The 18,255-nt window shown below is 66.1% G+C and carries 20 protein-coding genes and 1 pseudogene; 11 read left to right on the top strand and 10 right to left on the bottom strand.

Going from position 1 to position 18,255, the window contains the following annotated elements:
- The 6 genes from mdcC to F1609_RS27980 are packed head-to-tail and all read left to right on the top strand — an operon-like array spanning window position 1 to window position 4,314.
- A complete protein-coding gene (gene mdcC / locus F1609_RS28005; protein WP_167080233.1) occupies window positions 1-315 on the top strand; it encodes a malonate decarboxylase acyl carrier protein in 315 nt (104 codons plus the stop codon).
- Complete coding sequence (locus F1609_RS28000) at window positions 312-1,223, top strand: biotin-independent malonate decarboxylase subunit beta (protein ID WP_167080231.1); 912 nt, start codon at window positions 312-314, stop codon at window positions 1,221-1,223. Before mdcC ends, F1609_RS28000 begins: the two co-directional genes overlap by 4 nt.
- Window positions 1,220-1,936 carry a biotin-independent malonate decarboxylase subunit gamma gene (locus F1609_RS27995; RefSeq protein ID WP_167080229.1) on the top strand — a complete coding sequence of 239 codons (717 nt, stop codon included), beginning with the start codon at window positions 1,220-1,222 and terminating at the stop codon, window positions 1,934-1,936. Before F1609_RS28000 ends, F1609_RS27995 begins: the two co-directional genes overlap by 4 nt.
- Entirely contained in the window at window positions 1,920-2,561 is a 642-nt protein-coding gene (mdcG, locus tag F1609_RS27990) for a malonate decarboxylase holo-[acyl-carrier-protein] synthase (RefSeq protein ID WP_167080227.1), read from the top strand. Before F1609_RS27995 ends, mdcG begins: the two co-directional genes overlap by 17 nt.
- Window positions 2,558-3,421 (top strand): triphosphoribosyl-dephospho-CoA synthase MdcB, encoded by an 864-nt coding sequence (gene mdcB, locus F1609_RS27985; RefSeq protein ID WP_167080224.1) that lies wholly within the window; start codon window positions 2,558-2,560, stop codon window positions 3,419-3,421. Before mdcG ends, mdcB begins: the two co-directional genes overlap by 4 nt.
- Window positions 3,418-4,314, top strand: coding sequence for an ACP S-malonyltransferase (locus tag F1609_RS27980; protein WP_167080222.1), 897 nt, complete (start codon window positions 3,418-3,420; stop codon window positions 4,312-4,314). The genes mdcB and F1609_RS27980 overlap by 4 nt, the downstream gene beginning before the upstream one ends.
- A 5-nt stretch (window positions 4,315-4,319) precedes the next feature.
- Here F1609_RS27980 and moaD read toward each other — a convergent pair whose 3' ends face one another.
- The 3 genes from moaD to thrC are packed head-to-tail and all read right to left on the bottom strand — an operon-like array spanning window position 4,320 to window position 7,329.
- Window positions 4,320-4,577 carry a molybdopterin converting factor subunit 1 gene (gene moaD, locus F1609_RS27975; protein ID WP_167080220.1) on the bottom strand — a complete coding sequence of 86 codons (258 nt, stop codon included), beginning with the start codon at window positions 4,575-4,577 and terminating at the stop codon, window positions 4,320-4,322.
- Between the two features lie 15 nt (window positions 4,578-4,592).
- Window positions 4,593-5,849: a molybdopterin molybdotransferase MoeA gene (locus tag F1609_RS27970; protein ID WP_167080218.1), complete on the bottom strand. Its 1,257-nt coding sequence runs from the start codon at window positions 5,847-5,849 to the stop codon at window positions 4,593-4,595.
- A 4-nt stretch (window positions 5,850-5,853) separates the two neighbouring features.
- Window positions 5,854-7,329, bottom strand: a complete 1,476-nt coding sequence (gene thrC, locus F1609_RS27965) for a threonine synthase (protein ID WP_167080216.1) — start codon at window positions 7,327-7,329, stop codon at window positions 5,854-5,856.
- A gap of 282 nt (window positions 7,330-7,611) precedes the next feature.
- On the opposite strand from thrC, the gene F1609_RS27960 reads away from it, so the two are divergent.
- From F1609_RS27960 to F1609_RS27950, 3 genes are read left to right on the top strand one after another with little or no spacing between them, the layout of a single operon-like run.
- Window positions 7,612-8,562 (top strand): phosphate acetyltransferase, encoded by a 951-nt coding sequence (locus F1609_RS27960; RefSeq protein ID WP_167080214.1) that lies wholly within the window; start codon window positions 7,612-7,614, stop codon window positions 8,560-8,562.
- Window positions 8,562-9,758: an acetate/propionate family kinase gene (locus F1609_RS27955; RefSeq protein WP_167080212.1), complete on the top strand. Its 1,197-nt coding sequence runs from the start codon at window positions 8,562-8,564 to the stop codon at window positions 9,756-9,758. Before F1609_RS27960 ends, F1609_RS27955 begins: the two co-directional genes overlap by 1 nt.
- Window positions 9,759-9,767: 9 nt before the next feature.
- Window positions 9,768-10,559 (top strand): hypothetical protein, encoded by a 792-nt coding sequence (locus tag F1609_RS27950; RefSeq protein WP_167080210.1) that lies wholly within the window; start codon window positions 9,768-9,770, stop codon window positions 10,557-10,559.
- 2 nt (window positions 10,560-10,561) lie between these two features.
- Here the strand turns inward: F1609_RS27950 and F1609_RS34875 are convergent.
- Window positions 10,562-11,165 (bottom strand): annotated as a pseudogene (locus F1609_RS34875) (NAD(P)-dependent oxidoreductase).
- Window positions 11,162-11,998: an inositol monophosphatase family protein gene (locus F1609_RS27940; RefSeq protein ID WP_196785500.1), complete on the bottom strand. Its 837-nt coding sequence runs from the start codon at window positions 11,996-11,998 to the stop codon at window positions 11,162-11,164. Before F1609_RS27940 ends, F1609_RS34875 begins: the two are co-directional and overlap by 4 nt.
- Window positions 11,999-12,078: 80 nt before the next feature.
- Between F1609_RS27940 and F1609_RS27935 the strand changes: the two genes are divergently transcribed.
- Window positions 12,079-12,717, top strand: coding sequence for a TetR/AcrR family transcriptional regulator (locus F1609_RS27935; RefSeq protein WP_167080208.1), 639 nt, complete (start codon window positions 12,079-12,081; stop codon window positions 12,715-12,717).
- A 54-nt stretch (window positions 12,718-12,771) separates the two neighbouring features.
- Here F1609_RS27935 and F1609_RS27930 read toward each other — a convergent pair whose 3' ends face one another.
- Window positions 12,772-13,149, bottom strand: a complete 378-nt coding sequence (locus F1609_RS27930; RefSeq protein WP_167080206.1) for a lysozyme inhibitor LprI family protein — start codon at window positions 13,147-13,149, stop codon at window positions 12,772-12,774.
- A 210-nt stretch (window positions 13,150-13,359) separates the two neighbouring features.
- On the opposite strand from F1609_RS27930, the gene F1609_RS27925 reads away from it, so the two are divergent.
- Complete coding sequence (locus tag F1609_RS27925) at window positions 13,360-13,743, top strand: YHYH domain-containing protein (protein WP_229422106.1); 384 nt, start codon at window positions 13,360-13,362, stop codon at window positions 13,741-13,743.
- A gap of 36 nt (window positions 13,744-13,779) precedes the next feature.
- Here F1609_RS27925 and F1609_RS27920 read toward each other — a convergent pair whose 3' ends face one another.
- The 4 genes from F1609_RS27920 to kbl are packed head-to-tail and all read right to left on the bottom strand — an operon-like array spanning window position 13,780 to window position 18,095.
- Window positions 13,780-14,430: an SMI1/KNR4 family protein gene (locus F1609_RS27920; RefSeq protein WP_167080205.1), complete on the bottom strand. Its 651-nt coding sequence runs from the start codon at window positions 14,428-14,430 to the stop codon at window positions 13,780-13,782.
- Window positions 14,431-14,440: 10 nt separating this feature from the next.
- On the bottom strand, window positions 14,441-15,838 hold the full coding sequence (locus tag F1609_RS27915; RefSeq protein ID WP_167080203.1) for an L-serine ammonia-lyase: 1,398 nt from the start codon (window positions 15,836-15,838) through the stop codon (window positions 14,441-14,443).
- Between the two features lie 43 nt (window positions 15,839-15,881).
- Complete coding sequence (locus tag F1609_RS27910; RefSeq protein WP_167080202.1) at window positions 15,882-16,844, bottom strand: NAD-dependent epimerase/dehydratase family protein; 963 nt, start codon at window positions 16,842-16,844, stop codon at window positions 15,882-15,884.
- 39 nt (window positions 16,845-16,883) lie between these two features.
- Window positions 16,884-18,095: a glycine C-acetyltransferase gene (kbl, locus tag F1609_RS27905; protein ID WP_167080200.1), complete on the bottom strand. Its 1,212-nt coding sequence runs from the start codon at window positions 18,093-18,095 to the stop codon at window positions 16,884-16,886.
- Between the last annotated feature and the right edge of the window lie 160 nt (window positions 18,096-18,255).

The raw sequence follows: 18,255 nt of genomic DNA, 5'->3' as shown, positions 1-18,255 counted from the left end.
ATGGAAACGCTCGAATATCGCTTCGAAAACGGCACCCGCGTGCTGCCTGCGCAGGCGCAGGTGGTCGGCGTGGTCGGCTCAGGCAACCTGGAAGTGCTGATCGAATCGGCGCCGCTGGACGGTGCCTGCACCATCGCCATCAAGACCGCCGCCGTGGGCTTCGGCGCTACCTGGGAAGCGGTAATGCGCGACTTTCACGAGCGCTGGCAACTGATGGATACGCGCATCGACATCAACGACATGGGCGCCACACCCGCCGTGGTCAGCCTGCGGCTGGACCAGGCGGTGCAAACGATGCTGGGAGAAGACGCATGAGCAGCGCAGTTAGTAGCTACATGGAACTGACCGCGCGCGAACGCCTGGCGCGCCTGTTCGACGCCGGCAGCTTCGAAGAATTCCTGCCGCCTTCGGCACGCGTGGTCAGCCCGCACCTCGGGCAGCTCGACGCGCCGGTCGCCTTTGACGATGGCGTGGCCGTGGGCCGCGCGCAGCTGGCCGGCCAGCCGGTGTTCTGCGCCGCGCAGGAAGGCGGTTTCATGGGCGGGGCAGTGGGCGAAGTCCACGGCGCCAAGCTCACCGGCCTGCTGCGCCGCGCGGTGCGCGAGAAAGCCGCCGCCGTGGTGCTGCTGCTGGAAAGCGGCGGCGTGCGCCTGCACGAAGCCAACGCCGGCCTGATCGCCGTGTCCGAAGTCATGCGCGCCCTGCTCGACGCGCGCGCCGCCGGCATTCCCGTAATCGCGCTGGTGGGCGGCTCGAATGGCTGCTTCGGCGGCATGGGCATCGTGGCGCGCTGCGCCAACGCGGTGGTGATGTCGGAAGAAGGCCGGCTGGCCATGTCCGGCCCCGAAGTAATCGAAACCGCGTCCGGCGTCGAAGAATTCGATTCGCGCGACCGCGCGCTGGTCTGGCGTACCACCGGCGGCAAGCACCGCTACCTGATGGGCGACTGCCAGGCCATCGTGCCCGACGAGGTGCAAGCCTTCCGCGATGCCGCCATTGCCGCCATCGCGCATAGTTCGGCCGGCGGCGTGGAACTGAGCCTGGCCGCGCTGGAAGCCGAACAGGATTTACTGAGCGACCGGATTGCCCGCTTCGGCGGCTGCGCCGACCCGCTCGACGCCTGGCGCGAACTGGGCATCCCCGACCCGGCCGCCGTGCCGATGATGGAGGCCGACGCTTTTGCCGCCCTCGCGGCCAGCTTTACACCCGGAGGTGCACGATGAACTGGAACGAACTCGCCCCACAGCTCTTCCCCGAAGGCCATGCGATCACCGACACCGACAATTTCCTCTCCGGCAGCGCGCGCGTCGCTGGCGCCGAGATTGCGGTTGTCGGCACCACCGGGCACGCCCCGATCGGGGTCGAGATCGCGCTGGCGCAGGCCCGCTTCGTGCTGCAAACGGTACGCGAGCATCCGGGCCGGCCGATCCTGATCATGGTCGACACCGTAGGCCAGCGCCTGCGCCACCGCGACGAAATGTTAGGCATCAACAGCTTCATGGCGCACCTGGGCAAATGCGTGGACCTGGCGCGCCGCTCCGGCCACAAGGTCGTCGGACTGGTGTACGACCAGGCGCTGTCGGGCGGGTTTATCACCAGTGGCATGATGGCCGACGCCTGCTACGCCCTGCCCGACGCCACCATCCGCGTCATGGGTTTGCCGGCGATGGCGCGCATCACCAAGGTGCCGGAAGAACGGCTGACCGAACTGGCGGTATCGAATCCGGTTTTCGCGCCGGGGCCGGAGAACTACGCCCGCATGGGCGGCATCGAAGCAATCTGGGATGGCGACCTGGCCGCCAGCCTGGCAAAGGCATTCAGTGACGCCGGCCCGACCGACGCGCGCAGCGCGCGCGGGCTGGAACGCGGCGGGCGCAAGTTCGCGCAACCGGTCATCGCCGCCATCGTCGCAGGGTCGAATGTTCTCGCGCCATGACCAGGCCTGGTTAAACAGCGCCGGCTGGGCCGCCGCGCTCGACGGCGCCGCGCCCGCACATGCGCAGGCGCTGGAACAATGGCGCGCGCATGACTGGCCGTTGATTATCACGCGCCGCACACCGGATGCCTTGCCAGGCACAGTGTGTCTGGGTCTGGCGCTGCCGCCGGATGCGGGCCGCAAACTGCGCATCGCCTTACAGGTGAACGAAAACAGCGTGGCCCGCGCCGACCATCCGCTGCCGCTGCACGCCGCCGCAGCAGCGGCGCCGGAGCGATGGGCAGCGCCCTTGGCGGCGCTGCTGGCCGATGCCGGCACCATCAGCCTGCGCGCCTACGGATCGCTGGCCCTGCAAGCCGTCACCGGCCTGACCTATCTGACCGAATCGTCCGACATCGACCTCCTGTTCAAGCCCGCAAGCCTGCCCGAACTCGACGCCGGCATGCAACTGCTGCAAACGCACGCCGCGCACCTTCCGCTTGACGGCGAGATCGTCTTCCCGGACGGCGCCGCCGTCGCCTGGAAAGAGTGGCGCGATGCGGCGGCCGGCACGCGCGTGCTGGTCAAGGACGCTGTCAGCGTGCGTTTGGTCAGCACGGACTCGCTGCGGGAACTGCTCGCATGATGGACACCTCGACTCTTGTCGATACGCGCCGGCTCACCCGGCACGTGGCAAGGCTGGCCATCGCCAGCCTGTACGCCGAACTGGCGCTGTATCCCAAACCGGGGCTGGTGTCGATGGTCGACAACGGCAGCCACACCGACATGAACGCCGCCACCTTCATGCGCAGCCTGTTCTCGCTGCGCCACTACTTCCGCCACATTTGCCTCGCCGGCAGCCAGGGCGCCCCGTTTGCCACGCTCAAGCGGCTCGGCATCGACGCCGAGCAGCGCATGCTGCGTGCCACCGGCGGCGTCAACACCCATCGCGGCGCGATTTTCAGCCTTGGCCTGCTGTGCGCGGCCGCCGGACGGGCCTGCGCCCACGGCGGCGACCTGACGGCAGCCGTGCTGCAAACGCATTTGCTGGCGGGATGGGGCAAGCAATTGGGCGGCCACACCACAGCGATCGACCAGCAGTCGAACGGACTGGTGGTCGCCGCAAAGCACGGCGCCAGAGGAGCGCGCCACGAAGCGGCCAGCGGCCTGCCGTCGGTTTTCCGCACCGGCCTGGGCGCCTTACGGCGTACGCTCCAGGATGGACGCGACATCAAGCAGGCGCGCATCGACGCGCTGTTCGCGCTGATGGTTCACGTTAGCGACACCAACGTGGTGCACCGGGGCGGGCCGCAGGGCGCGGCCTTTGTGCGCATCCAGGCCAGCGCCTTTTGCCATGCCGGCGGCACCGCGTCACCCGGCTGGGAAGCGCACGCGCTGGCGATCCACCACGCGTTCGTCGAGCGCAATCTGTCGCCCGGCGGCGCAGCCGACCTGCTGGCGGCGAGCTGCTTCGTGCACGCGCTGACCGTGGAGCACGAACGGTGACGCAAGGCCTGTTCATCATGTGCTCGGGCCAGGGCGGCCAGCATGCGGGCATGTTCGACCTGGCGCGCAGCAACGCCGCTGGCGCGGCCCTGCTCGAGCAGGCAGGCATCGGTCTGGATGCCGCCACGCTGTTCGATAACGCGGTGGCCCAGCCAGCGATTGTGGCAGCCGCGCTGGCGCTGTGGGAAGCGCTGCGTGCACATCTGCCGACGCCGATGCTGGCCGCCGGGTACAGTATCGGTGAAGTCGCCGCGTGGTCGGTGGCGGGCGCGCTGGCGCCGCTCGACGCCATTGCGCTAAGCCGGGTACGGGCGATGGCGATGGATGACGCGGCCCGTGCCGGCCCCGAACAGGCGCTGGTAGCGATGAGCGGCGTGGCGATCGACAAGGCCGCCGCTCTGGCTGCGGAATATGGATACGGGATCGCGATCGTCAACGGCTACGATGCCTGCATCGCCGGCGGCCTGGCCGGGAATCTGGCGGCACTGGGCGACGCGGTGGCCGCCGAAGGCGCAAAGCTCCAGCGCCTGCCGGTCGCGGTGGCCTCGCATACGGCGCTGATGGCGCCGGCCCGTCCGGCGTTTGACGCGGCCCTGCAAGCGCTGCGTTTCGCCATGCCGGCGTGCCCGGTGCTTGGCGGCGTGAGCGCACTGGCGCTGCACACCAAAGCGCAGGCGGTGGATGAATTATCGCGCCAGCTGGTGCAGACGATCCGCTGGAGCGACTGCATGGATGCGGCGGTGGAAGCCGGCGTGACGGTCGCGCTGGAACTGGGGCCGGGGTCGGCCCTGGCGCGCATGATGCAGGCGCGCCATCCGCAGATTGCCTGCCGCTCGGTCGCCGATTTTCGCAGCGTCGAGGGCGTCGCGGCCTGGGTCGCGCGCCAGGACTAATCGCTTCAGCCGCCCGTCACAGGTGGGAAGAACGCCACTTCGTCGCCCTCTTCCACTTCCTGGTCGGGACCGCACATGACCTGCTTGCAGGCCATGCGTAGGGCGCGCTGCTCCGACAGGGCCTGCTGCCACTTCTCGCCGCGTTCCATGAGGTGGCGGCGCACCTGGCCGACCGTGCCGATGCCCGTTGGAAGAACGACCGTTTCCTGGGAAGTGCCAAGTGCTTCGCGCACGCTGGCGAAAAAACGCAGTGTAATGTTCATCGATGCCTGTTATGCCTAATGCTGTAATTCGCTAAATGGGATGAAGCGCACGATGTCGCCCGCCTTGATCGCCTGGCCGGCCGGATTGTCGAGCAGGCCGTCGCCCCAGACGGTGGACGTGAGCACGCCCGAACTCTGGTTGGGGAACAGATCGAGCCCGCCGGCGTCGTTGATGCGCACGCGCAGGAACTCGTTGCGGCGGTCAGCCCTGGGCCAGTCGAAGTCGGCGCGCATGGCGTGCGCGCGCGGTTCGACGCTGCCGGACACGCCCTGCAAGCGCAGGATGAACGGGCGCACGAACAGCAGGAATGTCACGAAACTCGACACCGGATTACCGGGTAAACCAAGGAAGAACGCCGATCCGCCATCGCGATCGACTTCGCCGAAGGCCAGCGGTTTGCCCGGCTTGACGGCGATCTGCCACATGTTCAGGCGCCCTTCGGCTTCCACCGCCGGCTTGATGTGGTCTTCCTCGCCGACCGACACGCCGCCCGAGGTGATGATCAAGTCGTTCTGGCGCGCGGCGTTGCGCAGGGTTTCGCGGGTCGCGTCCAGGGTATCTGGCACGATGCCGAAGTCGGAAATCGCGCAGCCCAGGTTTTCCAGCAGCGCGCGCAGGGTGAAGCGGTTGGAATTGTAGATGGCGCCCGGCGCCAGTTGCCCGCCCGGCGCTTCGCCCGGCATGGTCAGCTCGTCGCCGGTGAAAAACACCGCCACGCGCAGGCGCCGGTAGACTGGCAGGCTGGCCAGGCCGACCGATGCGGCCAGGCCCAGCTCCTGGCTGCGCAGGCGCGTGCCGGCGGCCAGGATGGCGCCGCCAGCTTCGATGTCTTCGCCGGCGCGGCGGATCCATTCGCCCGCCTGCGGCGCGTGCCTGATGGTGACCGTGTTATCTGGCCCCGCTTCGCACTGCTCCTGCATCACGACCGCGTCGGCCCCTTGCGGGATCATGGCGCCGGTGAAAATGCGCGCCGCCGTGCCGGCCACCAAAGGCTGGCCGACCGTGCCGGCCGGGATGCGCTGGGTGACCGTGAGTGTGGCCGCGCCGCTGGCGCAATCGGCCGCGCGCACGGCGTAACCATCCATTTGCGTGTTGTCGGCGGACGGCACGTCGATGGTCGAGACCTGGGCGGCGGCGAGCACGCGGCCGTTGGCGCCCAGGGTCTGCACGACTTCCGTGTCCGTCACCGGGCGCGCCGCGCCTTGCAGGAAGTCGAGCGCCGCGCGCACCGACAGCATCGGCGGGCGGCTCTTGGGTGATTCGTTGGCCATGCGCTTACAGACCCGTGTTGGCGGCAATGTAGGCCTGCATCTGCTTCACGTCGGCCGGCATGACGACGAACTTTTGCGGCAGCGACTCGATGTCTTCGAAGCCCGGCGGACGCTCGGCGTCCACGCCCAGCGCGTCGAGGATGGTTTCGTTGAACTTGGCCGCCAGCGCGGTCTCCAGCACGATCATCGGCACGCCCGGCGCCATGTACTGGCGCGCGACCTTGATGCCGTCGGCTGTGTGGGTGTCGATGGTGATGTCGAAGTCGTCGGCCACGTCGCGGATGGTGTCGAGGCGGTCCTTGTGGGTCGATTTACCCGACGAGAAACCGTAGTTCGAGACCAGCTTGAATTCGTCGCCGTCGCTGCCAGGTTTGCCCGACAAGTCAAAACCGCCCTGGGTTTCGACCTTGTGGAACAGTGCGCGCACGCGCTCGGCGTCGCGCCCGACCAGGTCGTAAATGAAGCGCTCGAAGTTGGACGCCTTGGAGATGTCCATCGACGGGCTGCTGGTGTGGTACGTCTCGGCCGACTTGCGCACGCGGTACACGCCGGTGCGGAAGAATTCGTCGAGCACGTCGTTTTCATTGGTGGCGGCGACCAGGCGGTCGATCGGCAGGCCCATCATGCGGGCGATGTGGCCGGCGCAGATATTGCCGAAGTTCCCCGACGGGACCGTGAACGAGACTTTTTGGGTATTCTCGGTGGTGGCCGCGAGGTAGCCGCGGAAGTAGTACACCACCTGCGCCACCACGCGCGCCCAGTTGATCGAATTGACGGTGCCGATCTTTTGCTTCGCCTTGAACGGCAGGTCGTTCGAGACCGCCTTGACCAGGTCCTGGCAATCGTCGAACACGCCTTCGACCGCGATGTTGAAGATGTTCGGGTCCTGCAGGCTGAACATTTGCGCGCTCTGGAAGGCGCTCATTTTCTTGTGCGGCGAGAGCATGAACACGCGGATGCCCTTCTTGCCGCGCATGGCGTATTCGGCGGCGCTGCCGGTGTCGCCCGAGGTGGCGCCGAAGATGTTCAGTTCCGCGCCGTCCTTGGCCAGGGTGTACTCGAACAGGTTGCCCAGCAACTGCATCGCCATGTCCTTGAAGGCCAGGGTCGGGCCGTTCGACAGCGCTTGCAGGATCAGGGTCTTGTCGCCGTGTTGTTCGAGGATGCGCAGCGGGGTAATGTCCGCGCTTTTTTCGCCCTTGCGCACGTTGCGGTACACGTCCGCCGTGTAGGTCTTCCTGGTCAGCTTTTTGAGGTCCGCTTCGGGAATGTCGGTCGCGAATTTTTTCAGGATTTCGAAGGCCAGGTCGGCGTACGACAGCTTGCGCCAGGCATCGAGTTCGACCCCGGTCACCTGCGGATACTCGGCCGGCAGGTACAGGCCGCCGTCGGGCGCGAGGCCACCCAGCAGGATGTCGGAGAATTGTTGGGGGGCTTCTGAAGCGGTGGCCTTGGCGGCGCGGGTAGACACGTAGTGCATAGAGTGGATAGGTCCGTTTTGGCTAACAGCAGGGAGCAGAACAATGCGATCGAACACTTATTATAGTGCGGCGGGCCCTGACACGCGACATCAGGGGCGATTTCCGGTTTTTTACCGAAAAAAATGGCGTAGTGGAAGCGCTCTTTGCGAAAAATGATTCTCGCCAACACTGCCTGCACGCTGTTGCGGCCGGGATGGCGGGGAGCCGTGCACGGCGGCAGGCAGGCGCCGCCTGCCGCCATTGTTTGCTGCTATCATCGCCCGCTCATTCTGGGAGAAACCATGACCGTCTCATCCGTGCCACATCCGTACTTTGACCGTTTGATCGACCTGGCGCGCGCGGCCGGCCCGGTCACCGTGGCGCTGGCGCATCCATGCGACCGCCACGCCCTCGAAGCGGCGCTGCACGCGGCCCGCCTCGGCCTGATCACGCCGATACTGGTCGGCCCGCGCGCGCGCATCGAAGCGGCCGCCGCCGAAGCCGACCTGGACATCTCGGCACTGCCGCTCCACGACACCGAGCACAGCCATGCGTCGGCCCGGCGCGCAGTCGAACTGGTGCGCGACGGCAGCGCCGCCATCCTCATGAAAGGCAGCCTGCACACCGACGAACTGATGGGCGCCGTGGTCGCCGCCGATACCGGGCTGCGCACCGCGCGCCGCCTGAGCCACTGCTTCGTGATGGACGTGCCGGGCCGCGACGAACCGCTGATCATCACCGACGCCGCCGTCAACATCATTCCCACCTTGTCGGACAAAGTCGACATCGTGCAGAACGCGATCGACCTGGCGCACATCCTGAAATTCCCGGAAGTGCGGGTAGCGATCCTGGCGGCGGTGGAAACCGTAAGCGCCAAGATGCCATCGACCATCGACGCGGCGGCCCTGTGCAAGATGGCCGACCGCGGCCAGATCACCGGCGCTCTGGTGGACGGCCCGCTGGCCATGGACAACGCGATCGACCCGGAAGCGGCGGCGATCAAGGACCTGGACTCGCCGGTGGCCGGACGCGCGAATATCCTGGTCGCGCCCGACCTGGAAGCGGGCAACATGCTGGCCAAGAGCCTCAGTTTCATGGCCAATGCGGCGGCGGCCGGCATCGTGCTGGGGGCGCGCGTGCCGCTGGTGCTGACCAGCCGCGCCGATTCGCTCGAGGCGCGCCTGGCCTCGTGCGCGGTGGCGGTGCTGGTGGCGCAAAGCCGCCTGACGGGCGTGAAGATCCTGGGCCTGTGATGGCGGCGCCGAACGACTGCATCGTCGTCATCAACGCCGGCTCGTCGAGCATCAAGTTCACCCTGTTCAAGGGAGACGCGCTGGAACTGCTGGTCAAGGGCAGCATCGACAATCTGTACAGCGGCCCTACCCGCTTCGTCGCCAAGGGCGCCAGTGGCGCCATCCTGGGCGAACAGACCTGGACCGAGGCGCCGCTGGACCATGCGGCGGGCATGCGCCATCTGATCGATTTCGTGGAGCAGCGGCTGGACGGCCACCGCATCGCCGCCGTCGGCCACCGCATCGTCCACGGCGGCATGCACTACAGCGGGCCGCAGGCGCTCGACGAGACTGTGCTGGCCGCGCTCGACGCCCTGGTGCCGCTGGCGCCCCTGCACCTGCCGCACAACCTGGCGGCGGTGCGCGCCATGATGGCCATGGCGCCCGGCGTGCCGCAGACCGGCTGCTTCGACACCGCCTTCCACACCGCCCAGCCGGCGCTGGCGCAAGCCTTTGCGCTGCCGGCGGCCATCACGGACCTGGGCATCCGGCGCTACGGCTTTCATGGGCTCTCGTACGAATACATCGCCAGCCGCCTGCCGCAGGCCGATGCGCGCCTGGCCGGCGCCAGGGTGGTCGCTGCGCATCTGGGCAACGGCGCCAGCATGTGCGCCATGGCGGCCGGGCGCAGCATGGCCAGCACCATGGGCTTTACCGCCGTCGACGGGCTGCCGATGGGCACCCGCTGCGGCACGCTCGACCCGGGCGTGGTGCTGTACCTGATCGACGAACTGGGATGGGATGTGGCGGCGGTGCAGAAGCTGCTGTACCAGCAATCGGGGCTGCTGGGCGTGTCCGGCATCTCGTCCGACATGCGCGTGCTCGAACAGAGCGAGGCGCCGGCGGCGCGCCTGGCGATCGACCTGCTGGTGTACCGGATCGGGCGCGAACTCGGGTCGCTGGCGGCCGCGCTGGGCGGACTCGATGCGCTGGTGTTCTCGGGCGGGATCGGCGAAAACAGCGTGGCCGTGCGCGCCGCCGTGTGCCGCGACGCCGCCTGGCTCGGCGTGGCGCTCGATGCGGATGCCAACGCCGCCAATCCGCGCGAGGTAGCCTGCATCAGCGCCCCACACAGCAAGGTGGGCGTGTGGGTGGTGCCGGCCAACGAGGAGCTGATGATCGCGCGCCATACGCTCGACCTGCTGCAAGCGGCCTGACGGAGGGCTTTGCGGCGCTGCAACGGCCGCAAAACCGGCGCTGTTGGGCGCCCATGTCAATATGATTTCCTTTTTGGAATCTTCTATAATGACAAATATTCAAGAACATATAGGCGATCCACCACGATGACCATCACACGCAATATTGCCAGTCTGATACTCGCATGCTCCCTTGCATTTACCGGCAGCACCGGCATCGCCGCCACGCAACAGGAAATCGCGGAAGCGGCGAAACTGGTCCGCACGCCGGCCGACGTGGCCAAAATGCAGGAGTTCAACCGGGGTTTTACCAGCATGATGGCGCAACAAAGTGCGCAGGTGAAAGCCGCCGCTGCGAAAATGAGCGCGTACGACAAGGAAGAGGTGTATGCCGACGCCTCCCTCGTATCGGCCGCCGGGATTGCCAAATCGCGCGCTGCGATCGCCGCCATGACGGCGCTCGCCCTTGAAGACGAGGAAAGCCTGCGCTCACGCAAGCAGCAGGCGGACCGCTATATCGCCCAGACGCCATTGCCGGATGGTGTGCGCAGCCTGATCAAAGACAGGTTCGACAAGACCATGGTGGTCAGGTTGCGCGATGCCGAGCGAAACGCGGCAGCGCAAAAAGCCTTCCTGGCCCTCCTCGGCGGCCGCCTGGATTTTGCCGAGGCACGCCTCGGAAAGATCAGCCTGGGCGACAACGGCAACCTGGTGTTCGCCAATGCGAAGGACAAGGGCCCGTTCAGCAAGATCCAGAACGCCCTGGTTCAGGCACAAGCGCGCATGCAGCAATCGGTCGAGGCCAGCACCAAGGTCAAATAGCACTAGCGTGACACCACAACCGCGCCGCCGATGTCGTTTCCGTCCGCTGCTTCGCGCAGCAGGAAAGCGGCCAGGTCGGCGCGCGAAATGCGTCCCGCGAGGCCGGGGCGAAGGCTGGCCCCGGCCCGGACATGGCCAGTGTGCGGGCCGTTGGTCAGAACCGCTGGCCGAACCAGCGTCCAGTCGAGCCCACTGGCGCGCACAACGGCTTCCATGCCGTCCTTGTCGCGCATTTTGGCGGCGATGATCTTGCGCACCAGGCGAATAAACAGCGAGGCTTTACGCGTTTCCGAGGCCCCGTAGGCGCTCAATGCGATCAGGCGGCGCGCCCCGGCCGCGTCCATCGCCCGCACGATGCTGCCCACGCCGTCGGTGCAGATGGCGGCCGTGTCTCCCTTGCGCACGCCGAGCATGCTGATGACGGCGTCGGCGTCCCGCACCACCGCTTCGACGGCATCCGCGTGTGCAAGGCTGCCGGCCACGATGCGCAAGCGGCACACCGCCGGCACTGCGCACCAGCGCCGTGACCTCATGACCGGCGTGCAGGGCCTGCTCGACGACATGCCGGCCCACGCCGCCGGTGGCGCCGAAAATAGCCAGCTTCATTGGGCAGCGCCCGCGTCGCTATTCGCCAGTACGGCCAGCGCCGCAACCGTCAGCGCCGGCGCGCCCGCCAAAAAGGCACCGCTGCCGGGATGCCAGGGCTGGCCGTGCAGGTCGCTCACCCGGCCGCCCGCTTCGGCAACGAGCAAGGCCCCGGCAAACAGGCCCGAACGCACCTGGCTGAACTGCCAGAACAGGTCCTGATGGCCGCCGGCGACGGCGATCAGCTGCATGGTCGACGGCACCGACACCTGCACCACCAGCGCCGCTTCCAGCATCGCCGTGACCGACCGGCCGAGGCGCCGGTGCGTAGCGGCACCCTCGCCCGGCGCCGCCTGGCCGGTTCCCACCATGGCGGCGCGCAGATCGGACTTGGATGACACATGCAAGCGGGTGCCGTCGCGCCATGCGCCGCCACCCGCCAGCGCGGTGTAGGTGTCGCCGGTCAGCGGCAGGTAAATCGCGCTCAGGACCGGCACGTTGTCGCGCACCAGCGTCGCCGTCACGCCCCAGTGCGGCGAACCGTGGATATGGTGGATCGCGCCTTCGACCGGATCGCATACCCACCATTCGCCAGCAGGCAGCGGGCCACGCCCTTCTTCATCGTCGTCCCAGCGGGCGGCCGGACGCGCTTGCGCCAGGGCCTGGCGCAAGATGGACATCGAGACGCCGTCGTTGGCGGCAATGGCCGATGCGATCTCCTGCATGGTGTGCGGACGCGCGGCCGGGTCGAACAGCGCCTTGACGGCGCGGCCGGCCGCCTGCACTGCGCTCACGGTTTGCAGCAACAACGCCTGGTCGGCGGCGGCGATGGACATGTATTGAGAATGGTTCATGCGTGGTTCTTTCCTGGTTGCGTCAAGCGTCTCAAAATTGCGCTTGACTTGACCGGGAAATGATATGAGCATGCTGCCCCATGAACAACTCGCAATCGAAGAAGGCGACCGCGCGCAGGCTGGCGCCAAGGAAGACGCCGTCCCAGCCCCGTTCCGCGCATACCGTCGGCACCATACTGGAAGGGGCAGCTCACATTCTTGAGCAGCACGGACTTGAGGGATACACAACAAATGCCATCGCCGCCCGCGCCGGCGTGAGCATCGGATCGCTGTACCAGTATTTTCCGACCAAGGATGCGGTGACGATCGCGCTGATCGAACGCGAATCGTTCGAGCTGGTGCGCGAGGCGAGCGAGGCCTTGCAAGGGCCGGACCACCGGCGCGCCCTGCGCGACCTGGTCGAACTAGGCATCCGCTACCAGCTGCGCCGGCCGCAACTGGCCCGGTTGCTCGATACCGAACAGGGCCGGCTGGCCTCGCTCATGCCCGGTACCGCCCATGCGGCGGCAATGCATGCCGCGCTTGCCGGCTTTCTTGCCACGTACCCGGGACTGGATCCGGCGCGTGCCGGACGCACGGCCACCGACCTGATGGCCCTGATCAGCGCGCTGACCGATGCGGCCGGGCGCATCGAAACGGTGGTGTCGGCGGCGCTGGCCGGCCCCATCGAGGGAGCGGTGCTCGGGTATCTGAGTGCGCTGTCAGGGAGCGCAGCGTAGTGCGGCTCGGGACTCCGGGTCATGTGGAGTGACTGAAAAGACAGCTTTTGAGTGTTATTCAGGCACCAATTTTCCGGTATCGCGGTCGAGTTGGAATGTACGTCGGGCATTCATGTCGGCCACACACGCCAGACGCTTGATCTCATGCGAATTGCCGGCGCCGCCCCCGGTCAGCGCGGAAGCGAAGGCGCACTGCACCTGGCGGTCGCGCACGAACGACGCGTTTGCGGCGCGCAGTTTCAGGCCGGCCTCCTTGATGTAGGTAGGGCTTTCATCCCAACCGGCAATCGTGGCCGCCGCCCTGGCTTCGGCCTGCTTCAGCACCGCTGCGCTGCCGGTCGCCAGTTTCTTCAGGCACTCGCGGATGTAGAACTGCGAAAACTGATTGCATTGCTCTATTGCAGCGACAGCTTGTAGACGGTCCACCGCCACGGCAAGGCCCTAAAATACGAATGACGAGCAAATCAATATTGCCGGCTGGTCCCAGTTGCACCAGGATCAAAGCGGACGTAAAACCGACTTTGTAGGCGGCATGCGCATTGCCTCGAGGACAGACAACAAAAGTTTCCGAGGTGACTTTTCGATAGTATGTTTGGCAAAAATATCTGTAACCTTTGGTATCCCAACTGAGGAATAATTACGATGTATTTGTCTATTCCTGCCTCACCGCAGCCGCTGCAACGGCCGATCTGTCGACAGATATGGATGCTGTCCGCCCTCTTTTTGCTGAGCGCGGCGGACGTGTCTGCCCATGGCGGGGGATTGAATGCGGAAGGCTGTCATAACAACCGCCGGACAGGTGACTATCACTGCCATCGCGCCCAGCCAAGCGAGCGGCGCGCAACGGCCAGACTGGCGATGGAAAAACGCGTTGATGATGCGCCGACAACCGCCTCAAAGGGAGATGGCGACCGGCCCCGTCGACTGCAGGAGCGGCAGGCAACCGGCCCGACCTGTCACACTGGTCCGCGCGGCGGGACCTACACCATCACGGCCAGCGGGCGAAAAAACTACGGCGGCTGTTAATCGGGATCAAGTAAGTGAGACTATTGCTGGACCGGGCTACTCTTCCCAACGCGCCACAACATCGAAGACAACCGGATCAGGCATGCTTAACGTGGAGGTCAGCGCGTTCAACTCATCCTGGCTAATGAGCGCCAGCACCATCTCGACGCGTGCTGTTGGTCCCTGCTGGTAGGGATACTCGGCCGGCGTCTTGTCCAGGCAGTCTGACAGCACGCTGTGCAGCGCCGGATCGAGCAGAGCGCTCACCCTGGCGACATCGGCCCGCAGCAATGCCACCGGATCGCCGTCATCGTCATCGAGCAAATCGAGCTCGGCAAACACATTGAGGTACTCGCCCACCACAAAGTGGTCGAAACCGGCGTAATGCAGCGTTGATCGCCCGGCATCGTGCCAGACCATGCACACGCCCTCTTCGCCGCTGCGCAAGCGCACCAGGCACCAGGCGTCACCCGCGCCTGACCGTGCGAACGGCAGGAACAGATTGCCGTTCTGTTTTACTGGATTGAGCCAGCCGGCGATGACTGCTTGCGCCTCCGGCGCCGACAGCCATTCGAAATCATACAGCGCAGCCATTGCGGTGCGTTCCGGATCGTCGTAGCTGTTCGCACCACGCTCGATCAGATGGCGCAGGCTGGTTGGCAAAGCGATCCCGGTACTTGCCGCCAGCGCGTCGAAAGTATCGCTCACGCGGCGCCCCTCAGCAAGCCGCGTGGTTGACCGTCACCACATGAATCGCCAGCCCGCCGAGCGAGGTTTCCTTGTACTTGTCCTGCATGTCGGCGCCGGTCTGGCGCATGGTTTCGATGACGTCGTCCAGGCTCACAAAATGCGTGCCGTCGCCCTTGAGCGCCAGGGAAGCCGCGGTAATGGCCTTGATCGCGCCCATGCCGTTACGCTCGATGCACGGAATCTGCACCAGCCCGCCGATCGGGTCGCACGTCATGCCGAGGTGATGTTCGATGCCGATTTCGGCCGCGTTCTCGATCTGTTCATTGGTGCCGCCCAGCGCCGCCACCAGTCCGGCCGCCGCCATCGCGCAGGCCACGCCGACTTCACCCTGGCAGCCGATTTCGGCGCCGGAGATCGATGCATTCTTCTTGCACAGCATGCCGATTGCGGCCGAGGTCAGCATGAAGTCGCGCACCCCGCGCACCGGATCGCTCGGGCGGCAGTCTTCGGCGTAGTAGCGCAGCACCGCCGGGATGATGCCGGCCGCGCCGTTGGTCGGCGCCGTCACCACGCGTCCGCCGGCGGCGTTTTCTTCGTTGACCGCCATCGCGTACAGGCTCACCTGATGCACCGCGTCGTGCGGCAGGTCGTTGGCGCGGTTGTCGCCGTTCTTCGCATCTTCGGACTGCTTCCACAGGTTGGCGGCGCGGCGCTTGACGTTCAAGCCGCCGGGCAGCTGGCCGCCGGTGACCAGGCCATGGGCGATACAGTCGCGCATCACCTGCCAGATCTTGTCGATGCCGGCATCAAGCTGCGCGCCATCCATGCGCGCGCACTCGTTCGCGCGCAGCATCTGCGGAATCGACAGGCCGCTCGCGCGCCCGTGCGCCAGCAGCTGGTTCATGGTGTCGAAGCTGTAGGGAACCGGCGCGGTGCTCTCGCCATTGCTCTGGCGCGCCTGCGATTCGCCGGCGGCGTGAATGAAGCCGCCGCCGACCGAGTAGAAAATCCGTTCGATGATGCTGCCGTCGTCCAGCTTGAGCGTGAAGCGCATGCCGTTCGGGTGCTCGGGCAGCGAGGAACTCTTGTGCCACACCAGGCCGGTGCGCGCCGAAAACGGTACTTCATGGGTGCCGAGCAGCTTGATCACGCCATCGAGTTCGACTTCGGCCAGCATGTCGTCGACCCGCTCGGGGTCCACGCCCTGCGGCGTTTCGCCCATCAGGCCGAGGATGACCGCCTTGTCGGTGGCGTGGCCCACGCCGGTCAGCGCCAGCGAGCCATACAGCGCCGCCTCGACACCCACCGCCCGCTCCAACGGACCGCATTCGACCAAAAAGCGCCGCGCCGCCACCATCGGCCCCACGGTGTGGGAACTCGACGGCCCGATGCCGATTTTGAATAGGTCGAATACGCTCATGTCCATCAGGTGCCTCTTGTGTGTTTTTTATCGGTGTGGGTAATACGGATCAGGCGGCCTTGGTGAGGCTGACGTCGATATTGGCGAGCATGTCGGCCACCAGTTGATCGAGCCCGATCTGCGCCTTCCAGCCCCAGTCGGCCGTGGCGGTGCTGTCGTCCAGGCTTTGCGGCCAGCTGGCGGCGATCGCCTGGCGGCTGTCCGGTTTGTAGCCGATCTCAAAAGCCGGCATGGCGCGCCGGATGGCAGCGGCCAGCTCGCCCGGATTGAACGACAGGCCGGCCACGTTGTAGGCCGAACGCACGGCGACGTTGGCAGCCGGCGCATCCATCAGTTCGATGGTGGCGCGGATCGCGTCGGGCATGTAGATCATCGGCAGCGTGGTCTCGGGGCCGAGGAAGCATTCGTAGCGTTCGCCGCGCAGGGCCGCGTGGAAGATCGCGATCGCGTAGTCGGTGGTGCCGCCGCCCGGAGGCGACTTGAAGCTGATGATGCCGGGGTAACGGATGCTGCGCACGTCCACGCCGTATTTGGTGCAGTAGTACTCGCACAGGCGTTCGCCGGCCAGTTTGCTGATGCCGTAGATGGTGGTCGGGTCCATCACCGTGTACTGCGGCGTGTTCTGCGGCGGCGTATTCGGGCCGAAGGCGGCGATCGACGATGGCCAGAACACGCGCAGGGGTTTGCCAGCTTCGCCGCGTTCGCGCGCCACTTCGAGGATGTTGAGCAGGCCGTCCATGTTCAGGGTCCAGGCCTTGAGCGGGGCCTGTTCGCCGGTGGCCGAGAGCAGCGCCGCCAGCTGGTACACCTGGGTGATGCCTTCGTCGGCCACCAGGGCCGCGAGGCGGGTTTTATCGAGCACGTCGAGCTGGGTGTAGCGCGCCGCCTTGTAAACGTTGGCCGCGCCGATATCCGAGGCGATGACGTTGCCGGCGCCATGCTGCTGCGCCAGCGCGCCGGCCAGTTCACTGCCAATCTGGCCGTTCGCGCCGATGATGAGAATGCGTTCCATGTGCTTGAGTTCCGTATTAGTGTTCTTGTAAGCGTGTGCTTAAATCTTGAGAATGCCCAGCTCGCGCCCGGCCTGTTCGAATGCCGCAAGGACCGTGTCGAGCTGTTCGCGGGTGTGCGCGGCCGACAGCTGCACCCTCACCCGCGCCTGCCCCATCGGCACCACCGGGTAAAAGAAGCCGGAGAGGAGCACGCCCAGTTCGTACATGCGCGCCGCGAAGCGCTGCGCCACCGGCGCCTCGAACAGCATGACGGGCACCACCGGGTGCGTGCCCGGCTTGATGGTAAATCCAATGCGCTCGATCTCCTTGCGGAAGTAGGCGGTGTTGTCCATCAGGCGGTCGCGCAGTTCGGTCGACGTCGAAATGCGCTCGAGCACCGACAGCGACGCGCCGGCAATCGAGGGCGCCAGCGTGTTCGAGAACAGGTACGGGCGCGATTTCTGGCGCAGCGTGTCGATCACTTCCTTGCGCGCGGCGGTAAAGCCGCCCATCGCGCCGCCCAGGGCCTTGCCCAGGGTGCCGGTGATGATGTCGATGCGGCCCATGACGTTGTGGTGTTCGTGCGTGCCGCGCCCGGTCTTGCCCATGAAGCCCGAGGCGTGGCATTCGTCGATCATGACCAGCGCGCCGTACTGGTCGGCCAGGTCGCAGATCTTGTCCAGCTGGGCGATGGTGCCGTCCATCGAGAACACGCCGTCGGTGACGATGACCTTGTGGCGCTTGCCGGCGGCAATGGCCGCTTGCAGCTGCACTTCGAGGTCGGCCATGTCGTTGTGCTGGTAGCGGTAGCGGCCGGCCTTGCACAGGCGGATGCCGTCGATGATCGAGGCGTGATTGAGCGCGTCGGAGATGATGGCGTCGTTCTCGTCGAAGAGCGGCTCGAACACGCCGCCGTTGGCATCGAAAGCGGCCGCGTACAGGATCGTGTCATCAAGGCCGAGGAAGGCGGAGATGGCTTTTTCGAGTTCCTTGTGGACGGTCTGGGTGCCGCAGATGAAGCGCACGGAAGACAAGCCGTAGCCGTATTTTTCGGTCGCCTCGATCGAGGCCTGCTGCGTTTGCAGGTCGCCCGACAGGCCGAGGTAATTGTTGGCGCACATATTAATCAGGGTGCGGCCATCGTCGGCCACCACTTCGGCGCCCTGGCGCGAGGCCAGCACGCGTTCCGGCTTGTACAGGCCCTGCTCGCGCAGCGTGTCCAGCTTGTGCTGCAGGCCACTGAAAAACGCACTTTTCGCTTGCTCGCTCATCATTATTCCTCGTCATGTGGTTGCCGGCTTGACCGCCGGTGAAACTATGCTGTACCGTGCTCCGGAGCGTTCGACTACAACCGCGTCGAAAAATTCCGTTATGTCGAACACAAATTCAATATAATGGATGTTACCCAAGGCAGGTGCACTTGGCAACCCT

The organism is Massilia aquatica, from assembly GCF_011682045.1.
Lineage (GTDB): Bacteria > Pseudomonadota > Gammaproteobacteria > Burkholderiales > Burkholderiaceae_D > Telluria_A > Telluria_A aquatica.
The sequence above is the reverse complement of the archived record's forward strand: the minus strand, read 5'-3'. Positions and strand labels throughout refer to the sequence as shown.